The 21,846-nt window shown below is 56.9% G+C and carries 17 protein-coding genes and 1 pseudogene; 10 read left to right on the forward strand and 8 right to left on the reverse strand.

Going from position 1 to position 21,846, the window contains the following annotated elements; all coding sequences use genetic code 11:
* Positions 1 to 39: 39 nt before the first annotated feature.
* On the reverse strand, positions 40 to 1,203 hold the full coding sequence (locus HNQ92_RS17705) for a pyridoxal phosphate-dependent aminotransferase (protein WP_184175614.1): 1,164 nt from the start codon (positions 1,201 to 1,203) through the stop codon (positions 40 to 42).
* A 310-nt stretch (positions 1,204 to 1,513) separates the two neighbouring features.
* Between HNQ92_RS17705 and HNQ92_RS17710 the strand changes: the two genes are divergently transcribed.
* From HNQ92_RS17710 to HNQ92_RS17720, 3 genes are all read left to right on the forward strand, one after another.
* Positions 1,514 to 2,776 (forward strand): alpha/beta fold hydrolase, encoded by a 1,263-nt coding sequence (locus HNQ92_RS17710; protein ID WP_184175617.1) that lies wholly within the window; start codon positions 1,514 to 1,516, stop codon positions 2,774 to 2,776.
* 46 nt (positions 2,777 to 2,822) lie between these two features.
* Entirely contained in the window at positions 2,823 to 4,058 is a 1,236-nt protein-coding gene (locus HNQ92_RS17715) for a DUF6786 family protein (protein ID WP_184175620.1), read from the forward strand.
* Between the two features lie 325 nt (positions 4,059 to 4,383).
* Positions 4,384 to 5,952, forward strand: coding sequence for a carboxylesterase/lipase family protein (locus HNQ92_RS17720; RefSeq protein ID WP_184175623.1), 1,569 nt, complete (start codon positions 4,384 to 4,386; stop codon positions 5,950 to 5,952).
* 76 nt (positions 5,953 to 6,028) lie between these two features.
* Here the strand turns inward: HNQ92_RS17720 and HNQ92_RS17725 are convergent, their stop codons facing one another.
* Together HNQ92_RS17725 and HNQ92_RS28695 are read right to left on the reverse strand one after the other, a co-directional pair.
* Entirely contained in the window at positions 6,029 to 6,355 is a 327-nt protein-coding gene (locus tag HNQ92_RS17725; RefSeq protein WP_184175626.1) for a nucleotidyltransferase domain-containing protein, read from the reverse strand.
* Positions 6,352 to 6,789: pseudogene (locus tag HNQ92_RS28695) on the reverse strand (nucleotidyltransferase substrate binding protein). Before HNQ92_RS28695 ends, HNQ92_RS17725 begins: the two are co-directional and overlap by 4 nt.
* 321 nt (positions 6,790 to 7,110) lie before the next feature.
* On the opposite strand from HNQ92_RS28695, the gene HNQ92_RS17735 reads away from it, so the two are divergent.
* The 3 genes from HNQ92_RS17735 to HNQ92_RS17745 all read left to right on the forward strand — a co-directional run bounded on the left by HNQ92_RS17735 (position 7,111) and on the right by HNQ92_RS17745 (position 10,259).
* Entirely contained in the window at positions 7,111 to 8,310 is a 1,200-nt protein-coding gene (locus tag HNQ92_RS17735; RefSeq protein WP_184175628.1) for an FG-GAP repeat domain-containing protein, read from the forward strand.
* 230 nt (positions 8,311 to 8,540) lie between these two features.
* A complete protein-coding gene (locus HNQ92_RS17740; protein ID WP_184175631.1) occupies positions 8,541 to 9,398 on the forward strand; it encodes a sugar phosphate isomerase/epimerase family protein in 858 nt (285 codons plus the stop codon).
* Positions 9,399 to 9,680: 282 nt separating this feature from the next.
* A complete protein-coding gene (locus tag HNQ92_RS17745; RefSeq protein ID WP_184175633.1) occupies positions 9,681 to 10,259 on the forward strand; it encodes a DUF4136 domain-containing protein in 579 nt (192 codons plus the stop codon).
* Positions 10,260 to 10,353: 94 nt separating this feature from the next.
* Here HNQ92_RS17745 and HNQ92_RS17750 read toward each other — a convergent pair whose 3' ends face one another.
* Both HNQ92_RS17750 and HNQ92_RS17755 read right to left on the reverse strand, forming a co-directional pair.
* On the reverse strand, positions 10,354 to 11,670 hold the full coding sequence (locus tag HNQ92_RS17750; protein WP_246440373.1) for a porin: 1,317 nt from the start codon (positions 11,668 to 11,670) through the stop codon (positions 10,354 to 10,356).
* A 183-nt stretch (positions 11,671 to 11,853) separates the two neighbouring features.
* Positions 11,854 to 13,332, reverse strand: coding sequence for a TlpA family protein disulfide reductase (locus HNQ92_RS17755; RefSeq protein WP_184175636.1), 1,479 nt, complete (start codon positions 13,330 to 13,332; stop codon positions 11,854 to 11,856).
* A 183-nt stretch (positions 13,333 to 13,515) separates the two neighbouring features.
* On the opposite strand from HNQ92_RS17755, the gene HNQ92_RS17760 reads away from it, so the two are divergent.
* Positions 13,516 to 16,461 (forward strand): FAD-binding and (Fe-S)-binding domain-containing protein, encoded by a 2,946-nt coding sequence (locus tag HNQ92_RS17760; RefSeq protein ID WP_184175639.1) that lies wholly within the window; start codon positions 13,516 to 13,518, stop codon positions 16,459 to 16,461.
* Positions 16,462 to 16,487: 26 nt separating this feature from the next.
* On the opposite strand, the gene HNQ92_RS17765 is transcribed toward HNQ92_RS17760, so the two are convergent.
* Positions 16,488 to 16,727 (reverse strand): hypothetical protein, encoded by a 240-nt coding sequence (locus tag HNQ92_RS17765; RefSeq protein WP_184175642.1) that lies wholly within the window; start codon positions 16,725 to 16,727, stop codon positions 16,488 to 16,490.
* A 168-nt stretch (positions 16,728 to 16,895) separates the two neighbouring features.
* On the opposite strand from HNQ92_RS17765, the gene HNQ92_RS17770 reads away from it, so the two are divergent.
* The 3 genes from HNQ92_RS17770 to HNQ92_RS17780 are packed head-to-tail and all read left to right on the forward strand — an operon-like array spanning position 16,896 to position 20,387.
* Entirely contained in the window at positions 16,896 to 18,482 is a 1,587-nt protein-coding gene (locus HNQ92_RS17770) for an McrB family protein (RefSeq protein ID WP_184175645.1), read from the forward strand.
* Entirely contained in the window at positions 18,479 to 19,219 is a 741-nt protein-coding gene (locus tag HNQ92_RS17775) for a hypothetical protein (protein ID WP_184175647.1), read from the forward strand. The genes HNQ92_RS17770 and HNQ92_RS17775 overlap by 4 nt, the downstream gene beginning before the upstream one ends.
* A 37-nt stretch (positions 19,220 to 19,256) precedes the next feature.
* Positions 19,257 to 20,387 (forward strand): glycoside hydrolase family 26 protein, encoded by a 1,131-nt coding sequence (locus tag HNQ92_RS17780; RefSeq protein ID WP_184175650.1) that lies wholly within the window; start codon positions 19,257 to 19,259, stop codon positions 20,385 to 20,387.
* A 248-nt stretch (positions 20,388 to 20,635) separates the two neighbouring features.
* Here HNQ92_RS17780 and HNQ92_RS17785 read toward each other — a convergent pair whose 3' ends face one another.
* Together HNQ92_RS17785 and HNQ92_RS17790 are read right to left on the reverse strand one after the other, a co-directional pair.
* The gene (locus HNQ92_RS17785) at positions 20,636 to 21,091 is read right to left on the reverse strand and encodes an Hsp20/alpha crystallin family protein (RefSeq protein WP_184175652.1); all 456 of its coding nucleotides are present in this window, start codon (positions 21,089 to 21,091) and stop codon (positions 20,636 to 20,638) included.
* 213 nt (positions 21,092 to 21,304) lie between these two features.
* Positions 21,305 to 21,760: a hypothetical protein gene (locus tag HNQ92_RS17790; RefSeq protein WP_184175655.1), complete on the reverse strand. Its 456-nt coding sequence runs from the start codon at positions 21,758 to 21,760 to the stop codon at positions 21,305 to 21,307.
* Between the last annotated feature and the right edge of the window lie 86 nt (positions 21,761 to 21,846).

Genomic DNA, 21,846 nt, shown 5'->3' on the forward strand with positions numbered 1-21,846 from the left:
ACCACAACGTATTAAGATAATCCATGATTGAAAGGTACTTTACGCTTCGCCCTTTACGCGCGCTACGGCCTCCCAAAGCCGCTCCTCGGGCGTGCAGAGCGACAGCCGGATGTAGCGCTGGCCCTTGGGTCCGAAGATGAAGCCCGGCGCGATGAACACGTGTTTTTGGTACAGCAGCTCATCCACAACCGCCTCGGCCAAGGCCAGGCTTTCGGGTAGTTTTCCCCACAAAAACATCCCCTCCTGCTGCGTGTCCCAGCTACAACCCAGGGCGGCCAGAAACGCCTCGGCGGCTTCCAGTCTACTCGCATACACGGCGTTGCGCTCGGCGTGCCAGAGCTCCGAGTTGCTCAGAGCCTCGGCGGCGGCCTCTTGCAGCGCCCAGAACATCCCCGAGTCTACGTTGCTTTTGATCTTCAGCACGGCGTCGAGGTAGGGCTTGGCTCCCGCCAGCCAGCCAATGCGCCAGCCCGCCATATTGTGCGACTTGCTCATGGAGTTCAGCTCCACGGCGACCTCCCGCGCTCCCGGCACGGACAGCAGGCTGAGGGGCGCTTTTTTATTAAGTACCAGGCTGTACGGGTTGTCATGGCAGAGCAGCAGCCGGTGCCGGTGGGCAAAGGCCACGGCGGCCTCGAAGAGCTCCGGCGTGGCCGGGGCGCCCGTAGGCATGTGGGGGTAGTTGAGCCAGAGTATCTTCGTGCGCGGCGTCACGAGCGCCGCGGCGGCTTCCCAGTCGGGCTGCCAGCCGTAGTCTTCGCGCAGGGGGTACTCTTGCACGGTCGCGCCCACCATCTGGCTCACGGCGCGGTAGGCCGGGTAGCCCAGCTCAGGTACCAGCACTTCGTCGCCGGGGTCCAGGAAAGTGAGCGAAAGGTGCGTAATGCCTTCTTTGGAGCCGATCAGCGGCAAAATCTCCGACGTAGCCTCCAGGGCCACACCGTAGGTACGGGCGTAGTAGTCGGCAATGGCCTGGCGGAGCCGCACCGTACCCACGTACGGCTGGTAGCCGTGGGCCTGGGGCTTGTGGGCGGCCTCAGCCAAGATGGTGAGGGTACTTTCCGAGGGCATCATGTCGGGATTCCCGATGCCCAGGTTGATGACGTCGTGGCCTGCGGCCAGCAGTTTGCGGACCTCGGCTAGCTTGACGGAGAAGTAGTACTCGGAGGTTTGGCGCGTCCGTTGCGCGGGTTCAATAATCATAACTTAGACCTAAAAAGCCGCAAGTTAGTATTTATTTAGAAATGTGGGGAATACGGGCGCGCGTTTAGCCCGAAGCCGGAACCTTGCGGCTCCCGGCGGGGTAGTTTCTAAAAAAATAACGCGAGCAAAACCAAGAGAAACGGCCCGCGGGGTACTTATGGAAGGGAAGGTGCAAAAATAAAACAAACACCTTATCCGAATTTGCGTGAGGGATAGTAACGAAAAGCCCGGAACGAAGTGAGGACTTGGAGTGAATAGCCCGACCCGGAGGGGCACGCCCTCCTTTTTTTAGTATTAACTGTTCATCTTAGTGAAAAAAGTACGTGTAAGCATAAGGCCCCAGCTGGTGTTGCTGCTAGTGATGACCCTCGCGACGGGTACCTACGCCCAGCGGAAAGCCGTGCCGGTGATCGACGCCGCGGCGATTCCGGCCGGGCAGCAACTATGGGACCTGAAAGCCCTGAGTAAAGTACCTGAAACCCAGTGGCTCGACCAAAGTGGTCCGGTACACGCGCTGCTGTACCGGAGCGTCGACTTCGAGGGGCACCCCACGCAGGTATTTGCCTACTACTCCAACCCCGACCTGCTGCTGGGCCGCCCCGCCAGCAAACGCCAATACCCCGCGGTGGTGCTGATCCACGGGGGCGGCGGGAAGGCCTTTCGGGAGTGGGTAGAAAAATGGGCCGCCGAGGGTTACGCGGCCATCGCGATGGACCTGGCCGGGAAGGACGGCACAGGTACCCGCCTGGCCCAGGCCGGACCCGACCAGGACCACGGCGCGAAGTTTCAGAAAATGGAGGAGGCGAATCCGAAGAACGTCTGGAGCTACCAGGCCGTGGCGAGCGCCATTCTGGCGCATTCGTGGCTGCTGGCCCGTCCGGAGGTAGATGTGCGCCGCACGGCCGTGACGGGCATCAGCTGGGGCGGGTACCTGACCTGCCTCGTGGCCAGCCTCGATAATCGCTTCCGGGCCGCCGCGCCGGTGTACGGTTGCGGCTTCTACGACGAGTCGGATGTGTTTGGGGAGTCGCTGGCGAAGCTTTCGCCCGCGGCCCGGCAGCAGTGGCTGGCGTACTTCGACCCCTCGGTGTACCTGCCCTTGGCCCAGCCGCGGTTTTTGTTTGTGAATGGCAACAAGGATCGCTTTTATAACGTAGTACCTTACCACAAAACCTACGGCCTCGTACCCGCCGAGCGGCGGCAGTTGTGCCTTAAGCCCGACATGAAACACAGCCACGAGGCCGGTTGGGAGCCGCACGAGATCCGGTACTTCTTTGAGGAGGTATTTCATGAAGGCGCGCCGCTGCCCAAGGTACTGGCCGTGGCCACCCAAGACTCCACACTGCGGCTGAAGTACCAGTCGCCGGTGGCGCTGTCGCGCGTCGATTTTTATTATTCCAACGATAGTACTTCTACCAACGAGAAGCGTATTTGGTCCGTAAAGAGGGCTTCGCTGGATCACAAAACCCAAACGGCCACGTGCCCGCTGCCCAAAGAGGGCTTCAAGTACGGCTTCTTTTCGCTGCACGACCAGCGGAATATCCTGGGTTCGAGTGCGTTTATTGTGCATTGATTTACCCCAAAGTACCCTAGCCTATTTCCAACCGAAGCTCTTGCTCATGAAACCATCTATTTCTATTATTTTTCTTACGCTCCTGCTGGCCTGCCAGCAAACTAAAGAATCCACTCAATCGACGCAGCAATCCGATTCAACGACTATGGAAGGTACCTTTGGCCACGACCGCGCTTTTTTAAAAGATCACCAGGAGATCCTCCTGCTACAAGCCCCCGACAACCCCCAGGCGCAGGCGATCGTCATCGCCGACTACCAGGGGCGCGTCATGACCAGCACCGCCCGCGGCGACTCGGGTACCAGCTACGGCTGGATCAACTACGAGCTCATCCGGAGCGGCCAGCACCAGCCCCACATCAATGCCTTTGGTGGTGAAGATCGGTTTTGGCTCTCGCCCGAGGGTGGTCAGTTTTCGGTGTACTTTGCGCCCGGCAAACCCTTTGACTTCGAAAACTGGCAAACGCCCGCGCTAATCGATACCGAGGCTTTCGAGACCGTAGAAGCAGGTACTTCGTCGGCTACGTTTCGGAAAAAAGCCAGCCTGCAAAATCACTCGGGCACCCGCTTCGAGCTGGGTATTACGCGCAAAGTGACGCTGCTCAGCCAGCCGCACATGGCCCAGCTGCTCGGCCTGCCCAGCCTGGACGGGGTGCAGGCGGTGGCGTACGAGTCGGAAAATACACTGACCAACCACGGGGCCGACTGGCAAAAAGAAACCGGCCTGCTGGGCGTGTGGATTTTGGGGATGTTTCAGCCCTCGCCCGCCACGACCATCGTGGCACCCTTTACCAAAAATAAAAACGCCGAACTGGGCCTGACGGCCAACTACTTTGGCGAAGTACCCGCCGACCGCCTGGTGGTGGGCGAAACGGCGGTGTTCCTGAAAGCCGACGGCAAGTACCGCAGCAAGATTGGCCTGGCACCGCAGTCGGCCCGGCCGGTGGCGGGTAGCTACGACGCCGAAAAGCGCATCCTGACCCTGATTCAGTACGACCTCGACCCGCAGGGCGACTACCTCAAGTCCACCTGGGAGCAGCATAAAGATCCTTTCCGTGGCGATGCTCTCAACAGCTACAACGACGGCCCGCTGGAAGACGGCGGCCAGATGGGCCCCTTCTACGAACTGGAGTCGAGCTCGGCGGCGAAGCCCCTCAAAAAGGGCGAAAGCCTCACCCACCGCCATCGCACGTTCCACTTCGAGGGCGACGCCCAGGTACTTTCGTCCATTGCCCGGCAGGTACTGGGCGTGGAGCTGGAAACGATTCAAAAGGTATTTCAATAGGTACTTGGTGAAGCTGAGGAGAAGTGGTGCTTCGTTGGGGGTACTTGGCGCACGAGTTGGTGCCTGCTGAAGTACCTTCGAGGCGATGTGCCACGGCAAAAGTACCCTGCGTTTTCGCTGGGGTACCCGCGTGCTTCGTGGCCCGTAAAAGAAAATTTGCCCGCCAAAAGTAAGTACAGGTACTTTTCGCTCTTTAGTAGCTGGAAATGATGCCTTTGCGGCTCTAAGACAGTACTTAAGTAGCTTATGACGCTCAGGTACTTGATTTTCCAAAAAAATCACGAAAGCAACCGGAGGGAACCTTCCTCCCCTAACAAAGTACCCTATGAAAAGAGCCGCTTGGAAAGCCGCTTGGATTGGAAGTATAACGCTGGGCGCACTGACTACGCTGCTGGCCTTTGGACCCGTGGTACCGCCCGAAGCCGTGCCAGTAAGCGGGGGGTTGATTTCCGGTAGCCTCAACCAGGCCGGGGATATCCTGAGCTACAAGGGTATTCCCTTTGCCGCCCCACCCGTGGGCGATCTGCGCTGGCGGGCCCCGCAGCCCGTAGTACCGTGGTCGGGCGTGCGGCGGTGCGACCGCTTTGGGCCCAGCCCCATGCAGAGGGTACCTGAGCCCTTCGGCCCCTGGAGCGCCGAGTACCTGATTCCCAAAGAACCCATCAGCGAAGACTGCCTGTACCTGAACGTATGGACCCAACCGACCGCAAAAAACCAGCCACTTCGGCCCGTACTGGTGTGGGTCTACGGGGGAGGCTTCAACAGCGGCGGCAGCGGCGTACCCATCTACGACGGCGAAGCGATGGCCCGCCGGGGCATCGTGTTTGTGAGCATCAACTACCGCGTGGGGCCGTTTGGTTTTTTGGCGCACCCGGAGCTGAGTCAAGAATCCCCCGCGAAGGCCTCCGGCAACTACGGCCTGCTGGATCAGCTAGCGGCCTTGCAGTGGGTGCAGCAAAACATCGCCCGGCTGGGCGGCGACCCGGCTCAGGTGACCATCGCCGGGCAGTCGGCGGGCTCCATGAGCGTCAACTGTCTGGTGGCATCGCCGCTGGGTAAGGGGCTTTTCAATAAGGCCATTGCCCAAAGCGGAGCCAGCTTTGCCCGCCCGCAGCTCACGCTGGCCCAGGCCGAGGAAATCGGCCTGAAAGCCATGCAAGCCGTAGGAGCCGCCTCGCTGGCGGAGCTGCGCGCCAAACCGGCCGCCGAGATTTTACAGAAAGCGCAGGGCACGCGCGGCCCTATTATGGATGGCTACGTACTCCCCAAACCCGTCGCCACCCTTTTTGCGGCAGGTGCTCAAAATAACATAACCCTGCTGACCGGCTGGAACGAAGACGAGGGAATGGCTTCCGGCCCCGCCAAAAGCGCCGAAGCCTACCGCCAGCAGATCGAGCAACAGTACGGTACCGACGCTCCGCATTTCCTGAAGTACTACCCGGCAGGCTCCGATGCCGAAGCAGCTACCTCCCAGATGCGGCTTTCCCGAGACCAGACGTTTGGCGTCCAGAACTACACCTGGGCCCAGGTTGCCAGCAAGCAGGGCCAGCCGGTGTACGTGTATCGCTTTACCCGCAAAGTACCTGCCACCGGCGCGTACGCCCACTACGGCGCTTTTCATACGGGCGAAGTACCCTACGCCTACGACAACCTGCGGTTCATCGACCGCCAGCTCCGACCGCTGGACGCCACCGACGCCGAGCTGGCCCGCCAGATGGCGGCCTATTGGGCGAATTTTGTCAAAACCGGCGATCCCAACGGAAAAGGCCTGCCTACCTGGCCGGTTTATACGAAAAAAGACCAGGAAATGATGGTACTGGGCGACCGGGTGCGGGCGCAACCGCTGCCCGACGCCGCCAGTCTGGATTTTCTGTATGGCCTTCTGAGTAGGTAAAGTACCTGCTTGGCTTAACGGTACGTTGGGTACTTGGGAGTCAAAAAAAGCAAGTCTGGGGCGTAGAAAAAGCAGGTCACAAATGCGGTTTGATTTTTTCTGGCTGGGAATAGATCCGAACCCCTACCCGGCGAATGCGGTCCCGTAAGTCTGCGTTTTTAATCGTTTCATAATGTACTGCGTCAATCGTATGCAGCCCATCCAGTTCTTCCAGTTTCACCAGCAGGGTCAGATACTGATCGAAGGTCAATGCTGCCCCTTTTATAGCCAGATCAATCTCCGAGCCGGGACCGTAGTTGCCCATAGCCCTTGAACCAAACAACAAGGCCTCTTCTACTTCGGGAAAGAGACGAAGAACCGCCGTAATGGCTTCCAGGTCTGCTGGGGCTAGTCCGTACATCATTCGTCAAAAAGAGATGGTTGGAATCCGGAACGTTCTGCTTCGAGGCGCTGGGCAAGCGCCGTCAAAAGCCCAAAGTATTCATCCCGAATACTAGCCGCGATAGCCTCAGCCGTATCCGAGTCGTAGGTATGAGACGTCAATTCTCTGGACTTCTTCATCCTTTTCCAGCCCTCGCTATCGGTAAAGTATCCATCACGAAAAGCCCGCTCTAAAACCGGGCTCGGTCCGGCTACATCAAGGTATCCTTTGTATCTTAGAAGATCCTGCCAGGTTTTTCAGGCCAGCTCGAAGGTATATTCAAACCGCTGGATCATTCCCTCCGTTTCCAATTCCGACAGATCATCCCCCCGCTCCTTCACCACCTCAGCTAGTTTAGCCAGAGCTTTAGTAAAGTTTGAAAAACGCTGCTGCCAGCGTATGTCTTTATTTTCCATGCCCACTTTTAAGTTAGTAGAAGAGTGTAGGAGGTATGAATAATCAAGGGCAGAAAGAACCTGGCCTTATTCCTCCTTTCCTTCACAAATATACACATCTACCTGACTAGCTGCCCATGAAGAGGTACTCCTTTCTTAAAAATCCGGATTGACGAGTTGCTTCCGGAAGGTACCTTCGTCTTTTTACTCAACCGCCGTCGGCACACCATTCCGGAAAAAGAATTTTATGAATTAATGACATATTTGCTCGCTGTGAAGTAAATTTCGGCACATCGCTTACCTTACTAACCTATACCTACTTCACCGTTCGACCTTTTACGCATGAAAAAAATTACAAAGTACCTGAAAATATACGGAAGCCTGCCGATCCTGCTGGTGGGTGCGTTGGCGTGCCAGGCCCAGAAAAAAGCGCCGGAAATTGCTTTTAAAAAACACGTCCTGACACGGGAGTTCATCTCCGAGGGCGTGGCCGTGGGGGATGTGAATAAAGACGGCCAAATGGACATCCTGGCCGGAGCCTACTGGTTTGAGGCTCCCAACTGGACCCGCCATGAAATAGCAAAAGGCGAGACCTTCGTGGTCAACGGGGGGTACAGCAATTCGTTCCTGAACTTTGCGATGGACGTCAACCAGGACGGCTGGATTGATTTTATCCGAATCGACACGCCCTCTAAGCCGGCCGTCTGGTACGAAAATCCCCAAAACAAGCCCGGCCACTGGAAAGCCCACGAGATTCACGCGTCGATCGGAAACGAGTCGCCCCGCTTTCATGATCTGGACGGCGACGGCCGCCCTGACCTCATTGGCAACGACCCCGAGAAGAAAGAGGTGATTTGGCTGAGCCCGCCCCGCAAAAAAGGCGAAACCGCCTGGAAAAAACACGTGATCAGCTCCGACCCGAACCTAGGTACCCACATGTATACCCACGGCCTGGGCGTAGGCGACCTCAACGGCGACGGCCGCGCCGATGTACTCATCAAAGACGGCTGGTGGGAATCGCCCGCCAACCCGCAGGACTCCAACTGGACGTTTCATCCGGCCAAGCTCAGCCCCGACTGCGCGCAGATGTACCTGCTGGACGTCAACGGCGACGGCCTGCTGGACATCCTGAGCTCCTCGGCGCACAACTACGGCATCTGGTGGCAGGAGCAGGGCAAAGACGCCCAGGGCAACTCCACCTGGACCCAACACGAAATTACGAAGGCTTTCTCCCAAACCCACGGCCTGGCGCTCACCTACATCAACGGCGACGGCCACCAGGACCTCGTGACCGGTAAAAGGTACTTTGCCCACAACGGCGGCGACCCCGGCGCGCACGAGCCCGCCGTACTCTACTGGTTCGAGTTTCGTCCGCCCGCCCAACCCGGCCAAGCCCCGACCTGGATCCCTCACGAGATAGACAACGACTCGGGCGTGGGCCTGCACGTGGTAGTAGAAGACATGAACGGCGACGGCCGGGCAGACATCGTGGTAGCCAACAAGAAAGGCGTCCATTACTTCGAGCAAATCAAAGGCAACTAGGTACCTCCGCCAGTACCTCCGCTGTTCGTTTGAAAGTACCTGTGTCTTTTTTAGCCAAAGTACCTAAGAAGGTGTTTGAATTAGTTTCTTTAAGCTGCAACGTTGGCTTTTCGGCTGCAACTTTGGTACTTTTTCAACCCGTAGCTTCCAGCTACGCGCCGAAAAAGTACCTCGTTTCGCTCAAAAATCCTTCGTTTCGCTATTAAATTAATAACTCAAACACGCTTCTCATGCAATTCGGGATCAATACCTACCTCTTTTCGCCGCGCTTTACTACGGAAAGTACCTCGTTGTTTCCGTTGTTTAAACAATGGGGCTACGACGGCGTAGAGATCGCCCTGGAAGAAGCGACCGACATTGACCCCGTGGGGGTGAAACGCGCCCTGGACGAACACGGGCTTACCTGCCGCTCGCTCTGCGCCGTGCTCGGTCCCGGCCGGGATCTGCGGGGTACGGAGCCCGAGCAGCAAGCGGCCCTCAGGTACCTTCTGGCCCTGCTGGAGCTCATGCCCCGGCTGGGAAATACCGTCCTGATCGGTCCGCTGTACTCCGCCGTGGGGCGCGCCGACCTGGTACCTCCCGACGAGTACCAGCAACAATGGGAAACCGTAGCGACCCACCTCAAGGTACTGGCGGCTAAAGCCGAAGCCCTGGACGTAACGCTGGCCCTTGAGCCCCTTAACCGCTACGAAACGGATTTTATCAACACCTGCGAGCAAGCCCTCCGGCTCATCGAGGAGGTAGGTAGCCCGGCGCTGAAGGTCCACCTGGATACCTTTCACATGAACCTGGAAGAGAAAGACCCGGCGGCGGCTATTCTGAGGGCCGGAAACCGGCTGGGGCACGTGCATGCGTCGGGCAGCGACCGAGGTACCCCCGGCGGCGACCAGATCAACTGGGACCGAATATTTTTGGCCCTGAAGCAGGTTAATTATACCGGAGAAGTGGTGATCGAATCCTTTACGCCAGACGTAAAAGTGATTGCCAAGGCGGCGTCCATCTGGCGGCAAGTGGAGCCCTCGCCCCAGGCCATCGCGGTGGAAGGCCTACGCTTCTTACAAGCTAAGGCCCAGCTACATGGAATATAAAGTACCCCGCCCGGTACTTTGCAGGTAGATGTACCCCCGCGCCCAGTCCAGGCACGGGCCAAACTACCTCGGAGCGTGGCGCGGCGGGGTAGTTTTAAGATTGGTTGAACGAGACAAGCTGACAATATTTCATACCTGGTATGCTGACATACTAATGGTATGGTTTTTTGAGTTTATATAGAAGAATTCACACCAACATGATTCGATAGCAGGGTACCTGTTTAGCGGAATGTGCGGAAGGAGTTCTTACTTCGTTTAATCACTTAAAAAATCACCCATAAGATGAAAGCAATTGGAAAAATAGCAAGCTACCTGCTGGTAGTGCTTTTGGCCGGGGGGATGCTGGTATCGTGTAGCCAGGCTTTGCAGGTGCAATATGATTACGATACTTCGGTCAATCTGAAACAATTCAAAACCTTTAAGGTAGAGGCGGAAAGAAACATGCAGCAGGACCCCCTGCTGGGTAGTGAGCTCAACCGCCGCCGCCTGACCGATGCGGTAACGCAGGTTATGCAGCAAAAAGGGTACAAGTTGGATAGCGACAATCCTGAGATTGTGGTACGGTACATGACCGACGTCAAAGACCGTCAGCAGGTACGTTCCAACAACAACTTCTCGCCCTACTGGTGGTGGTACGGCCCCATGAACAACAACATCTCTACCTACAACTACCAGGAGAGTCGCTTCATTCTGAATATCTATCAGTCCGAATCGAACCGCATGGTGTGGCAAGGCTGGGCATCGGGGAAAGTAAAAGCGCCTAACAAGCGCGACGACCGCGACGAAATGATGCGCAATACCATCATGGACATCCTGCGCAGCTTTCCCCAGGCTACCGCCGATACTTACACCAGTCGGTAGTTTTTCAGGATAAAAAACAACGAATAACCACAAGCCCGCCGCGGAATACTCTGCGGCGGGCTTGTTGTGTAATCAGGTACCTTGAAAAAGCCTGCTAAAACCGAAACTGCAACCGGCAGGTGAATACGTCGTCATCCAGGTCTTGGGTGTAGCCGGGTAGCCGGGTCTCTTCGTTTTTTACCCTATCGTACCACAGCATGAGCCGTAAGTTGTCATTGATGTAATAGTTATAGCCCATGCCGAGCGTCCGGAAGGTCACGTCGGCCCCCGTGAAGCCTTCGCCCAGCGACTGGCCCGCCACCGCCGTGTTGGGATCGTACCAGTCGTACTTGACGCCCAGCTGGTGCCTCTCGGTAAAAATGGGCTGTAAAAAATAAAAGTAAGCGCCGTTAAAAGGCCGCACGAAAAGCGGTGCCAGCGTGCCGCCGTTGAAGCTAGGAATTCCGTAGGGCGACTCGGAGGAAGTGCGGGTGGAGGTTTGGGTACCGGTGATGTACTCGGCCCGCAGCTCCGTATTCCCCACGCGGGTCGGGATTTGTATTTGCAGATCGGCTCCGTAGTAGTGGCGGGGGGCAATTTTACCTACGTTGGCGGGATTGTCATCCAAACGAAAAGTACCCTTTTCCATGCGGTAAACCTCGTTGGTAAATTGCTCCATGCCTCCGTACAAAATGGACGCCCCTCCTGAGATTAGAAAGGGAGAAAGTTTAGCCTGCTTGATCGACACGCGCCCGATGACGTCCTTGTGGCTGTCTATGTCCGAGGAAGCATTGAGGCCCTGGCCGTTGAATACGCCCAGGTCGGCCTTGATCTTGGAAAGTGGGTGGTCTTTGCGCTGCGGCTGGAAGGAAACCATCGCGCCGATGTCGCGCTCGGTGCGCATGAGCAGCTGCGACATTCGCCCCCGCTCCGGCGACTCCCGGTCGTTGGAGCCGAGGTTAATCTCAAAACCAAAGGGCCGCGGAAAAATACCCGCCGTCAGGTTGAAGAGGTGCCATTTGGGATCGTAAACCCGCCCCCAAAAATCGCGCGTAAAAAAGCCGCGCTCGGTGCCGTCAAACTGAAAAACAAAAAAGACGGAGGGCAGGCCTTCTTTATTAAAATGGGAATAATCGAGCCGTAAACGCCCCCGGCGCAGCGAGAAGCGATTGTTCACGGCCGCCGGAAAATCGCCCCCAATGAAGCTAGGCGCGCCTTTGGACTGAGCTACCTGAAACTGCGGCTGGATGTAGCCGCTGAACCGCAGCCGGTTGAATTTCTCATAAAACGAGAAGAGCCCCGATTGGAAAAGGGTCGTGTCGGTGAGATTGTCCATGATCAGCTGCGCTTTACTCGGCTGAGCGAAGCACAGAAGAAATACAAAGCCGATCGTCACCAGGCGCTCAGCGCGCTTCTTAAAAAAGAAAATCATTAAAACCAGTCAAATAAAAGTAGTGTCAGATGCGCCTGCGTGAGTGCTTTAGCACTTTGCGGCCGGGCTCTTTGAAAACGTACCAAGTACCTGTTCAAAGAGCCCGGCCGCCAAACACGTAAAGTACCTGGGCCAGTACAAATATGACTACTTTTTATTGACAAATAAAGCGAAGTACCCTCGCTACTTCCCGGCCAGCTTGTTCAATTGGGCCTGTAGATGCTTGTTGTCGGGAAATTCCGGCGCTACCCAGCGGTCCACGATTTTGCCCGAGGCATCTACCACCACAAAGGGGTGGCGCGTATCGATGGCGTACTTTTTCTTCAACTCTTCGGTGGCCTCTTCCGACGCCCACAGGTGCATCACACCCGGCCGGGCTTCGGTGTACTCTTTCCAGAGCGAAAACGGAATACCCGGCGCTACACTGATGTACACGAAGCTCACGCTCTCGTGAAAGCTCTCTTCCAGGGCCTTCAGGGCGGGCTCGTGCTGCTTCAGGTTAAAAGCAAACACCAGCAGCACCGGATTGCCCTCGAAGCTGGCCAAAGGTACCTGGGTGCTGTCTACGCCCAGCAGCGTTACGTTAGGTACTTTGGAGCCACTTTTGAGTTTTCCTTTGGCATCAAGTACCTGCGCAAAGTACTTGCCGTGCGCCGACTGCGGGTAGGTTTTGCGGTAGTCGGCCAGGAGCTCGTTGGCTACTTCCGTGGCCGTGAGGGCCGTGGCGGCGTAGTTGAGCCAGTAGGTCTGGAGGTACTGCTGCTGCGCGGGGAAGCCCTGCAGCTTTTCCTTGCTTTGCCGATAGGCTTCGCGCACGGCCTCGGCGGTGAGGGCGTTTTGGCTGGCGGAGTCGAGCTGGTACTTACGGCTAATCGGGATGAGCAGCCAGTTGCGGAGCTCGTTGCGGTAGGCCTGGCTAATCAGCGCTTCGTCGGGAAGTACCTTGAAATCCTGCAAGGTAAAATCTTCCAGGGCGGTGCGCTGCTTGGCATCCATCTTGACGGCCCGGTTGCGGCGCATTTCGCGGTCGGCCAGGATGGCCTTGATCAAGTAGGGCTCCGTCATGGTGGTAGCCTGCACAAAGGCATCAAAGGTAGCGTCGGGGCTATTTTGCGCTTTGAAGGCCTGGTACTGCGTGAGCCGCACCTGCTTCAGGCTATCGCTTTGCCGCAACACATCTTCGTTTTTGACCTGGTTGGGACGGAAGCCAAAAGCCGGTAGGTACTGGTAATGGTTTTCGAGAAAATAATTCTGAAGGAATTGCTGGTAAGGAGCGCTCTTGCCAATAAAATTCACGGTTTGGTTTGGACCGATCTGGGCGGTAAGGTCGTCGCCGGGCACCAGGTATAGCAGCTGGTTTCGTCCCCGCTCGGAGGTACTTTGGGCATTGGGCATGATCAGCATTTTGACCAGGATTGGCTTACTGGTTTGAATGGTGGCGGTTCCTTTGGGTTCGGCGCTGAGGTCAAAAACCCCCACGTTGTCAAACTGCGTTTCGGACAGGCCCACGCCCAGCGTTTCGTGAAACTGCACGCGCTCGGCCATCAGTGAAACCACGTACTTGACCGAGTCGGCGGCCGCCACCGTAATTCGGGCGGAATTTTGGGCGGAGGCGAGGCCTGACGTGAGCAGGCCCAGCAAAGCCATCAGATAGATTTTCATACAAATAGCAGCTAAGTTGAGGTCAATGGAATGAGTTAATTAGCTCTATAAAAACTTTGCCAATCCGTTAATAACGCTTTCCTTGGCGGAAAGTACTTGAGCTTCGTCCATTTTTTACCCAATTCGCACCAAAAGACGGGCCCGTCCCCCTATTTTTGGGTCCTGATTCTGAACCCCGCTTCCATGAAACGTGCTTTGTTTGTCCAGTTCAATACCCTACGCGCTACCTTTGAGGGGGAGCTCTACTACGACGACTCCACCCTGCATACCGCCCAGCGGCACGTCTACGCCACCGACGCCTCCGTGTACCAGGAAGTACCCCTGGCGGTGGCGCTGCCGCGCAGCGTGGCGGATCTGCGGCGGCTGATCGAGTTTGCCACGCAGCAGAAACTGACGCTCATTCCGCGGGCGGCAGGTACCTCGCTGGCCGGGCAGGTAGTAGGCAAGGGTATTGTGGTAGATATTTCGAAGTACTTTGGGCAAATTTTGGAAATAAACCCCGAAGAAAAGTGGGTGCGGGTGCAGCCGGGCGTAATCCGCGACGATTTGAACAAGGCGCTCGCGCCGTACAGCTTGCTCTTCGGCCCCGAAACCTCCACCGCCAGCCGCGCCATGATTGGCGGCATGATTGGGAATAACTCCTGCGGCTTGCACTCCATCAGCTGGGGTACCACCCGCGACCACCTGCTGGAAGTAAAAGCGCTGCTCGCCGACGGCACCGAAACAACCTTTTCCTCGCTGGACATGCCTGCTTTCCACCAAAAAATAGCGGACCCAGGTACCCCAAGTACCCGCGAAAAAGCCATCTACGCCGGGATGTGGGGGGTACTTTCCAACCCCGTCGATCAGGCGCTCATCCGGAAGCAATTTGCCAAGCCCACCGTGACCCGCCGCAACTCCGGCTACGCCCTCGACGCCCTGCTAGACGACTTCGCCACGCGCGAGCGCGTCAATCTGTGCAGCCTCATTGCGGGTTCGGAGGGTACTTTGTGCTTCGTAACCGAGGCCAAGCTCGGGCTGGTCGAAGTACCTCCCGCCGCCGTGGGGGTAGTTTGTGTCCACGCCCGCTCGCTGGCCGAGTCGCTACACGTGAACCGCGTAGCCATGCGGCACAGCCCCAAGGCTTCGGAGCTCGTGGACAAGTATATCATGGATTTTACCAAAGATCACCACGAGTATTCCAAAAATAGATTTTTTCTGGAAGGTGACCCCGCCGCGCTGCTCCTGGTGGAGTTTTGGGGTACTACCGAAGCCGAAGTAGAAGTACAGGCCGCCGCCCTCGTGGCCGACCTGCGCGCCGAAGGCCTGGGCTACGCCTACCCGCTGCTCTTCGGTGCCGACGCTACCAAAGCCTGGGACATCCGGAAGGCGGGACTGGGGCTGATCCGTAACCTACCCGGCGACACCCAGCCCGTAAACCTCATCGAAGACTGCGCCGTGGCCGTGGAAGATCTACCCGCCTACATTGCCGACGTAGAGCAGCTCCTGGCCCGGCACCAGCTGCACGCCTCGTACTACGCCCACGCCGGAGCCGGTGAGCTGCACGTGGAGCCCATGATTAATCTCAAAACCAGCGAGGGCAAGTACCTTTTCCGGCAGGTACTGGCCGAAACCGCCGCGCTGGTGAAGAAATACAACGGAGCGCTCTCGGGCGAGCACGGCGACGGCCGCCTGCGCGGGGAATTTATTCCCTTCATGATGGGACAGGAGGTCTACGAGCTCTTCCGGCAGGTGAAGCGCCTCTGGGACCCGAACGGTATCTTCAACGCCAACAAGATCGTGGATACCCCGCCCATGAACGAGTCGCTGCGTTACGAGCCCGACCAGCCCGCCCCTACCCTGCATACTACCTTTGATTTCACGGCCGACGAAAGTATGCTGCGCCTGGCTGAGAAATGCAGCGGCTCCGGCGACTGCCGCAAAACCCAGCTCACCGGCGGCACCATGTGCCCCAGCTACATGGCTACCCGCAGCGAGCGCGACACCACCCGCGCCCGCGCTAACGTGCTGCGGCAGTACTATACCCCCGGCGGCACGGTACCTACCCAGGCTGAGGCCGTCAAGGAGGTTCTTGACCTGTGTCTTTCGTGCAAGGGCTGCAAAGCCGAGTGCCCTTCCAGCGTGGATGTGGGTAAAATGAAGGCGGAATTTACCCAGCAGCAGTACGACCGGCACGGCGCGCCCGCGCGCGCCAAACTCATAGCGGGCTTTACGCGGCAAATGAAGCTGGCGTCGCTGGCTCCCTGGGCCTACAACGCCGTATTTGGTACTTCGGCCTTGCGCCAAGTAGCCAACAAACTAGTGGGCTTCCACCCCGACCGCACCATGCCGCGGCTGCACGCCAGTACCCTGCGGAGCTGGTACAAAAAGCAAAGTACCCCCGTGGGCGCTACGCAGAGTAAGGTATACTTATTCTGTGATGAATTTACCAACTACAACGACGTCGAGATTGGTAAAAAAGCCATTTTACTACTGCAAAAACTAGGGTATGAGGTGGTAGTGCCGGAGCACCTGGAGTCGGGGCGAACGTACCTTTCCAAGGGTTTTGTGAAAGAGGCCCGCGCCATTGCCATTCGAAATGTAGAACTTTTGAAAGATATAGTGACGGAAAGTACCCCGCTGATCGGGATTGAGCCCTCGGCCATTCTGACCTTCCGCGACGAGTACCCCGACCTGGTACCTGACTCCCTCCGGGCTGATGCCCGCCGCCTGGGCACCCAGGCGCTACTTTTTGAAGAGTTCATAGCACGGGAGCGGGACGCGGGACGCATCAAAAAAGGCGTGTTTACCAAAGAAAAACGCCTCGTCAAACTACACGGACACTGCCACCAGAAGGCGCTGTCGTCGTTGGTGCCGGCCAAAAAAATGTTGTCGCTACCCGAAAATTACGACGTACAGCTGATCCCGTCGGGCTGCTGCGGCATGGCGGGTAGTTTTGGTTACGAAGTCGAGCACTACGAAGTTTCGATGCAAATTGGGGAGCTGGTGCTGTTTCCGACGGTCCGGCAACAACCCGAAGAAGTGATCATTGCCGCGCCTGGTACGAGCTGTCGGCACCAAATAAAAGACGGAACCGGACGCCTCGCGAAGCATCCGGTTGAGGTACTTTGGGAAGCCTTAGTACCTTGAAGTTAATACCTTAACAAAGAGTCGATTTAAGGATTCCTGAAATCGGACGAGGAGGTATCGGCACCCGCGCCGTAGTCACCGGCTACGGTGTCGGATGACACGGCCCCGGGCGTATTGCTGTTGGGCGTTACATCGCCGCCGTGGTTAAAAACGCCTCCTACAAAGGCGATAATCATCAGGATAATTCCGATACCCACAATCCACATCCAGACGTTGCGGGTACTTTTGGTCGCTTTGGCTTCTTGATCTATTTCTTTTCTGTTCATAGCAGATATCTGATTTTTTGAAAGCAAGGCACTAATTCTGTACCACTACCCATTATTCCGTTTACGACGCCTTCTAAACGGCGGCTGTGGAAATTTATCCCCTTTGGCCGGTACCCGGAGCCAAGGACTTTTATGTGTATATTGGCTTTTTAATTCCACGGAACCGGCATGAGCACGCAAGCGCAACAACAGCAGCTGATCGAAAAACTAAGGGAAATTAATCATCCCGAAGCGGTACTTTTGTTTTTTCGTTTCCTGAAAGAAATCGTCGATTTAACCAACCTGGCCGATTCGGACCCCCGGCTGTCGGTGGTTGTTCTCAAGAATGCTCCCGGCATTTCGGTCAATATCAACGCTTACCTGGGGCTTCGAATTCAAAAACACAAAGATACCCCTGAGTTATGGTTTGCGTTTCATAAGTCCTTTGTGGATACTTTAAAGGGTCCCGACTTCAAAGAGGTACTTCGTGATTCTGATTACACCTGGCAACCCATTCCCTGGCAAGAGGCCGATCTGGACAAAGTAGACCTAGCCGCCAAGCAGGACTGGGAAAATTGCTTGCTGGAATTTACCGAAAAGTCGCGCAAGAGTCCGCACTTCAAAAAGCACAACTCCGCCGCCTACCGGGCGGCCGTCAACGAAGCTTTTCTGGGCGAAATTCTGGCGGCCTCGGCCCAGCCCACCTGGCAGGCAGGCGAGGTCAGCGAGCCGCAAGTACCCTACCCGGCTACCGCCCAGGTACCCTTCCCGCGCCCGGCCATTCCGCTCAACTACCTGCTGTACGGTCCGCCCGGCACGGGCAAAACCTACTACACGCAGCAGCTCATGCAGCAGGTACCCAGCCACTACTTCGTGACGTTCCACCCGTCGTTCAGCTACGAAGAATTGATGGAAGGCCTGCGGCCCGACGTAGTGGGCGGCCAGCTGAGCTACCAAATCCGGAAGGGTGTTTTTTACGAAGCCTGCCTGACGGCCCTGCGCAAGGCGGGCTATGGTACCTACGAAGGCTGCCTGAGCGACACACCCGCAAACCGACGCCAGCGCCTGGCCGACGCCGAGCCGGTGCTGCTGGTCATTGACGAAATCAACCGCGCCAACGTGTCGGCTGTGCTGGGGGAGCTCATCACGCTGCTGGAACCCGACAAACGGCTCGGTGGCGAACGGGAGCAAACCGTCCAGCTGCCCTACTCGCGTCAGGTGTTTGGGGTACCTTCCAACCTGTATGTGCTAGGTACCTTGAATACCGCTGACCGCTCCATTGCCCTGCTCGACACCGCGCTACGCCGCCGCTTCGACTTTCGGGAGGTACCTCCCGAGCCCGAGCTGCTGGCCGGACGCCACATCGACGGCATCGACCTGCGGCTGCTCCTGCAAACGCTCAACCGGCGCATCGAAGCCCTCTACGACCGCGACCACGCCCTGGGCCACGCCTACCTGCTTCCGGTGCAAACCTACCCGGAGCTCTGCGATACCTTTCAGCAGAAGCTCATTCCGCTGCTGCGGGAATACTTCTACGACGACTGGGAGAAGATTCGGCTCGTACTGGGCGACAACGACCGCTGGGGCAAGCCCTTTGATCATCAGCTGGTACGCAGGCTTTCGCTGCCCGACCGGGAGCTGTTTGGCGAGGAGCTGCCGCGCCACGAGGAGTCGTATGTTTACGAAATCAATCCTTTTTTAACCAAAAAAGACTACGCTAACGTTCCTAAAGAAGCGTTTGTCTCCGTATACCACAAACCCAAAAATTCGCCATGACTGCTACCGTAAACCGCCTGCTCGTATCCTTACTAGTTCTTTGCTGCGTGGCGGCTACCAGCCGGGCTCAAGGTACCTTACAAACCCTCTCGCTCACGGGCGGCTACAGCCTACCCGTGGGGAAGTTTGCCAGCGAGAATTTTAATGACCCGGAAGCGGGCCTGGCGGGTTCGGGCTACTTTGGCCAGCTTACCTACGAGCGCCGCTTCTGGCCCCGGCTGGGGTTTCGGGCTTCGGGAAGCCTCAATATTAACAACACCAACCCCGACCCGGTCATTGAACAATATAGCGCTTTGCTCCCTAATAAAGACACTTACTCCTGGCAAACCGACGCGGCCACCTGGCAGCTGGGCTCCGTGATGCTGGGGCCCATTGGGTACATTGACTTTGCGCGCTGGCAGCTCGAAGGACACGTGGTGGGCGGCATGATCTTCGCCAAATCGCCCAGCCTGACGGTGGCAGGTACTTCCTCAACCGGTACCAATCCGGTAGACGCCCGCGTATCCTCGGGCCAGACCAGCGCTTTTGGGTTTGGAGCCGGGGGTAGTTTGCGTGTTCCGCTGGCACGTCGGCTCTATTTTCAGCTCAGCGCCGACTGGATCGCCGCCCGCGCGGAGCTCAAAGACGTACCTACCTACGCTAAAATTGGTGCCTTCCCGGCCATCGAAATGCTTCGCACCGAAAAACGCTTCGTGGGCGTTGTGAACGTGGGGGCGGGGTTGGCCGTGGCTTTTTAAAGTACCTCTCTGGGTTTTCCATCAATCTATCCTCTTCATGAAAAAGTACCTTCTCGGGCTGCTGGTGCTGACGCTGCTAGTACCCCACGCAACCTGGGCACAAAAACGAAAACCCATCGACGCGCAGGCCACGCCAGAAACCCGAGCTCTCTACAAAAACCTGCGCAAGCTTTCCAAACGGCACACGCTCTTTGGCCACCAGCACGCCACGGAGTACGGCCACGGCTGGGCGGGCGAGCCCGACCGCTCCGACGTGAAGTCCGTGACGGGCTCGCATCCGGCCGTGATCGGCGTCGATTTCAGCGGCTTTTCAGGGCGCTCGCCGGAGGCCATCCGGCAAGACCGGGAGGCCCTGCGCCAAAACGTAGTAGACACCTACAACCGCGGCGGCGTCACGACCGTAGCCTGGCACTTTCCTAATCCGGTGTCGGGCGGGGGCTTTTACTGGAAAGACTCCGTATCGCTCCCGGCCGTCAGGTACCTCATTCCTGGCGGCCAGGCGCACGAAACCTACAAGGAAATCCTGCGCACCATCGGCGACTGGGCCCACAGCGTGCGGGGGGCCGACGGGCAGCTGGTGCCGGTTATTTTCCGGCCCTACCACGAGTTCGACGGCGGGTGGTTTTGGTGGGGCAAGCCGCATTGTACCCGCGAGGAGTTCATCGCCCTCTGGCGCTTCACCGTGTCGTACCTGCGCGACAGCCTCCAGGTACACAACTTCCTGTATGCTTTCTCACCCGACAATAATTTTCATACGCAGGCGGAATTTCTGGAAAGGTACCCCGGCGACGAATGGGTGGATATGGTAGGCATGGACAACTACGCCGACCTGGGCCGCGACCGCTACGCCGTCGACACCGCCGCTCTGAAGCTCAGGGTAGTGTCGGACTACGCCCGGAAGGCGGGCAAACTCGCCGCTTTTACCGAAACCGGTTTGGAGTCGATCCCCGACAGTACCTGGTGGACGGGTACTTTACTGAAAGCCATGCGGACCCACCGACTGCGGCTGGCCTACGTACTGGTGTGGCGCAACGACATCCGTAGCCCCACGCACTACTACGCGCCCTTCCCCGGCCACCTCAGCGTACCCAACTTTATGAAGTTCTACGACGACCGCTATACGTTGTTTGAAAAAGACCTGAAAAATATCTACGGCAAGAAACGGTAAAAGTACCCGTGGAGGCATGAGCCGGGGTACTTTGTCATTACCGATATATAGCACAGGTACTTTTCAGTAGCTCTTTTTCCGCAGGATGATAACTAAAAGTACCAGGTAGGCAGTCATCAGAATCGACATTCCCAACGCTAGCTTTTCCATACGCACGGCTATTTTTTATTGATTAAAAGGAAGGAGCAGGAAGTACCTGATTACAGGTACCCCCTGCTTTTTTCAAACAACGACCTGTGCCCAGGTACTTAGGCAATTTCGATCACCCGCGCGGGTTTGGGCTTGGCCTCCTCGCGCTTGGGCAGTACTACGTGCAGCACGCCGTCGGCGTAGCGGGCGTCTATTTTTTCGGTATCCACTACCTCGGGCAACGAGAACGAGCGCACAAAGCTTTGGTAGCTAAATTCGCGCCGCGTGTAGTTGGCGTTTTGGTCTTCTTCTTCGCGGCTCTCCTTGCGCTCCGAGGAGATCGAAAGTACCTGGTGGTTTAGTTCAATCTTAAAATCTTCTTTTTTCAGTCCGGGTGCGGCCATCTCCACGGCAAACTGCTCGTCATCCTCCCGGATATTAACGGCCGGCAGGGTGGTGTTGGTGGTAGAGAAGTTACGGCTGGACCATTCAAACAAGTCGTTCGAGATGAGGCGGTCAACGAGGTTGTCAAAAGGGCTGACCGATAGCTTGGGGTTTCTTTTAACAAGTGTCATAATTACCTCTTTTTTAATGTGGTTTATAACTGTTTCTTACGGGTTTTTAACCCTAATTTTTTCCTAAACAATTTTTTTGCCAAGCGGTAGAAAATAAGACAAAATAGCCCTTGAAAGGCTCCAATCCACGATGATCAGGCCCACTCAATGACAAATTGACATTTTTGAAGGTGGTATTTTTGGCAGAATTAGACCCACAGCTTCCGGGGTACCTTACAAGGTACTTTCAGGGCTGGAAGCGTGCCTCTGTGGAAAGCTCAGGTACAGAAAAACCAACGTGAAGACGAGGCTAATCAGGGCGGGAAATACCGAGCCCGGCCCCTGGTAGAGCCCATTGCCCAGCGCCGAGTCGGACGTGCGGAAGTCCAGGTAGGTATAGTACCCATGCACCACAAACAGTAGCCTCGAAAAGGCCCGCTTCTGCCGCAGGCTCTCGGCATAGTAGCCCACGCAACCAATGAGCAGCCCCAGCACGATCATGTGCGTATAAACCCAGGCGATGGCGTCGTAGTAATGGGGCGAAGCCAGGGTAGCTTCGGGTACCTTAAAAGTACCCATGCTTTCCATGAGCCCCTGCGCAAACAAACTACCCGCCAGGAATACGTACAAGGTCCCAACGGTGAGGCAGCAGGCCCGAAAACCCGGCAAAAAACGTCGATAGGTAGCCATACAACCCTAAAGTACTTTGCTCCCTATAACTACTTATAAGCAAATCCATTAGACTACATTCACTTGAAAAAAAATTGTAGAAGTCT

The organism is Rhabdobacter roseus, assembly GCF_014202275.1.
Classification (GTDB): Bacteria; Bacteroidota; Bacteroidia; order Cytophagales; family Spirosomataceae; genus Rhabdobacter; species Rhabdobacter roseus.

Coding starts and splice junctions, on each gene's coding strand:
- HNQ92_RS17720 (WP_184175623.1), top strand. CDS start 4,384: ATGAAAAGAGCCGCTTGGAAAGCCGCTTGGATTGGAAGTATAACGCTG.
- HNQ92_RS17725 (WP_184175626.1), bottom strand. CDS start 6,355: ATGATGTACGGACTAGCCCCAGCAGACCTGGAAGCCATTACGGCGGTT.
- HNQ92_RS17760 (WP_184175639.1), top strand. CDS start 13,516: ATGAAACGTGCTTTGTTTGTCCAGTTCAATACCCTACGCGCTACCTTT.
- HNQ92_RS17770 (WP_184175645.1), top strand. CDS start 16,896: ATGAGCACGCAAGCGCAACAACAGCAGCTGATCGAAAAACTAAGGGAA.
- HNQ92_RS17765 (WP_184175642.1), bottom strand. CDS start 16,727: ATGAACAGAAAAGAAATAGATCAAGAAGCCAAAGCGACCAAAAGTACC.
- HNQ92_RS17745 (WP_184175633.1), top strand. CDS start 9,681: ATGAAAGCAATTGGAAAAATAGCAAGCTACCTGCTGGTAGTGCTTTTG.
- HNQ92_RS17715 (WP_184175620.1), top strand. CDS start 2,823: ATGAAACCATCTATTTCTATTATTTTTCTTACGCTCCTGCTGGCCTGC.
- HNQ92_RS17790 (WP_184175655.1), bottom strand. CDS start 21,760: ATGGCTACCTATCGACGTTTTTTGCCGGGTTTTCGGGCCTGCTGCCTC.
- HNQ92_RS17785 (WP_184175652.1), bottom strand. CDS start 21,091: ATGACACTTGTTAAAAGAAACCCCAAGCTATCGGTCAGCCCTTTTGAC.
- HNQ92_RS17775 (WP_184175647.1), top strand. CDS start 18,479: ATGACTGCTACCGTAAACCGCCTGCTCGTATCCTTACTAGTTCTTTGC.
- HNQ92_RS17755 (WP_184175636.1), bottom strand. CDS start 13,332: ATGAAAATCTATCTGATGGCTTTGCTGGGCCTGCTCACGTCAGGCCTC.
- HNQ92_RS17780 (WP_184175650.1), top strand. CDS start 19,257: ATGAAAAAGTACCTTCTCGGGCTGCTGGTGCTGACGCTGCTAGTACCC.
- HNQ92_RS17705 (WP_184175614.1), bottom strand. CDS start 1,203: ATGATTATTGAACCCGCGCAACGGACGCGCCAAACCTCCGAGTACTAC.
- HNQ92_RS17750 (WP_246440373.1), bottom strand. CDS start 11,670: ATGATTTTCTTTTTTAAGAAGCGCGCTGAGCGCCTGGTGACGATCGGC.
- HNQ92_RS17735 (WP_184175628.1), top strand. CDS start 7,111: ATGAAAAAAATTACAAAGTACCTGAAAATATACGGAAGCCTGCCGATC.
- HNQ92_RS17740 (WP_184175631.1), top strand. CDS start 8,541: ATGCAATTCGGGATCAATACCTACCTCTTTTCGCCGCGCTTTACTACG.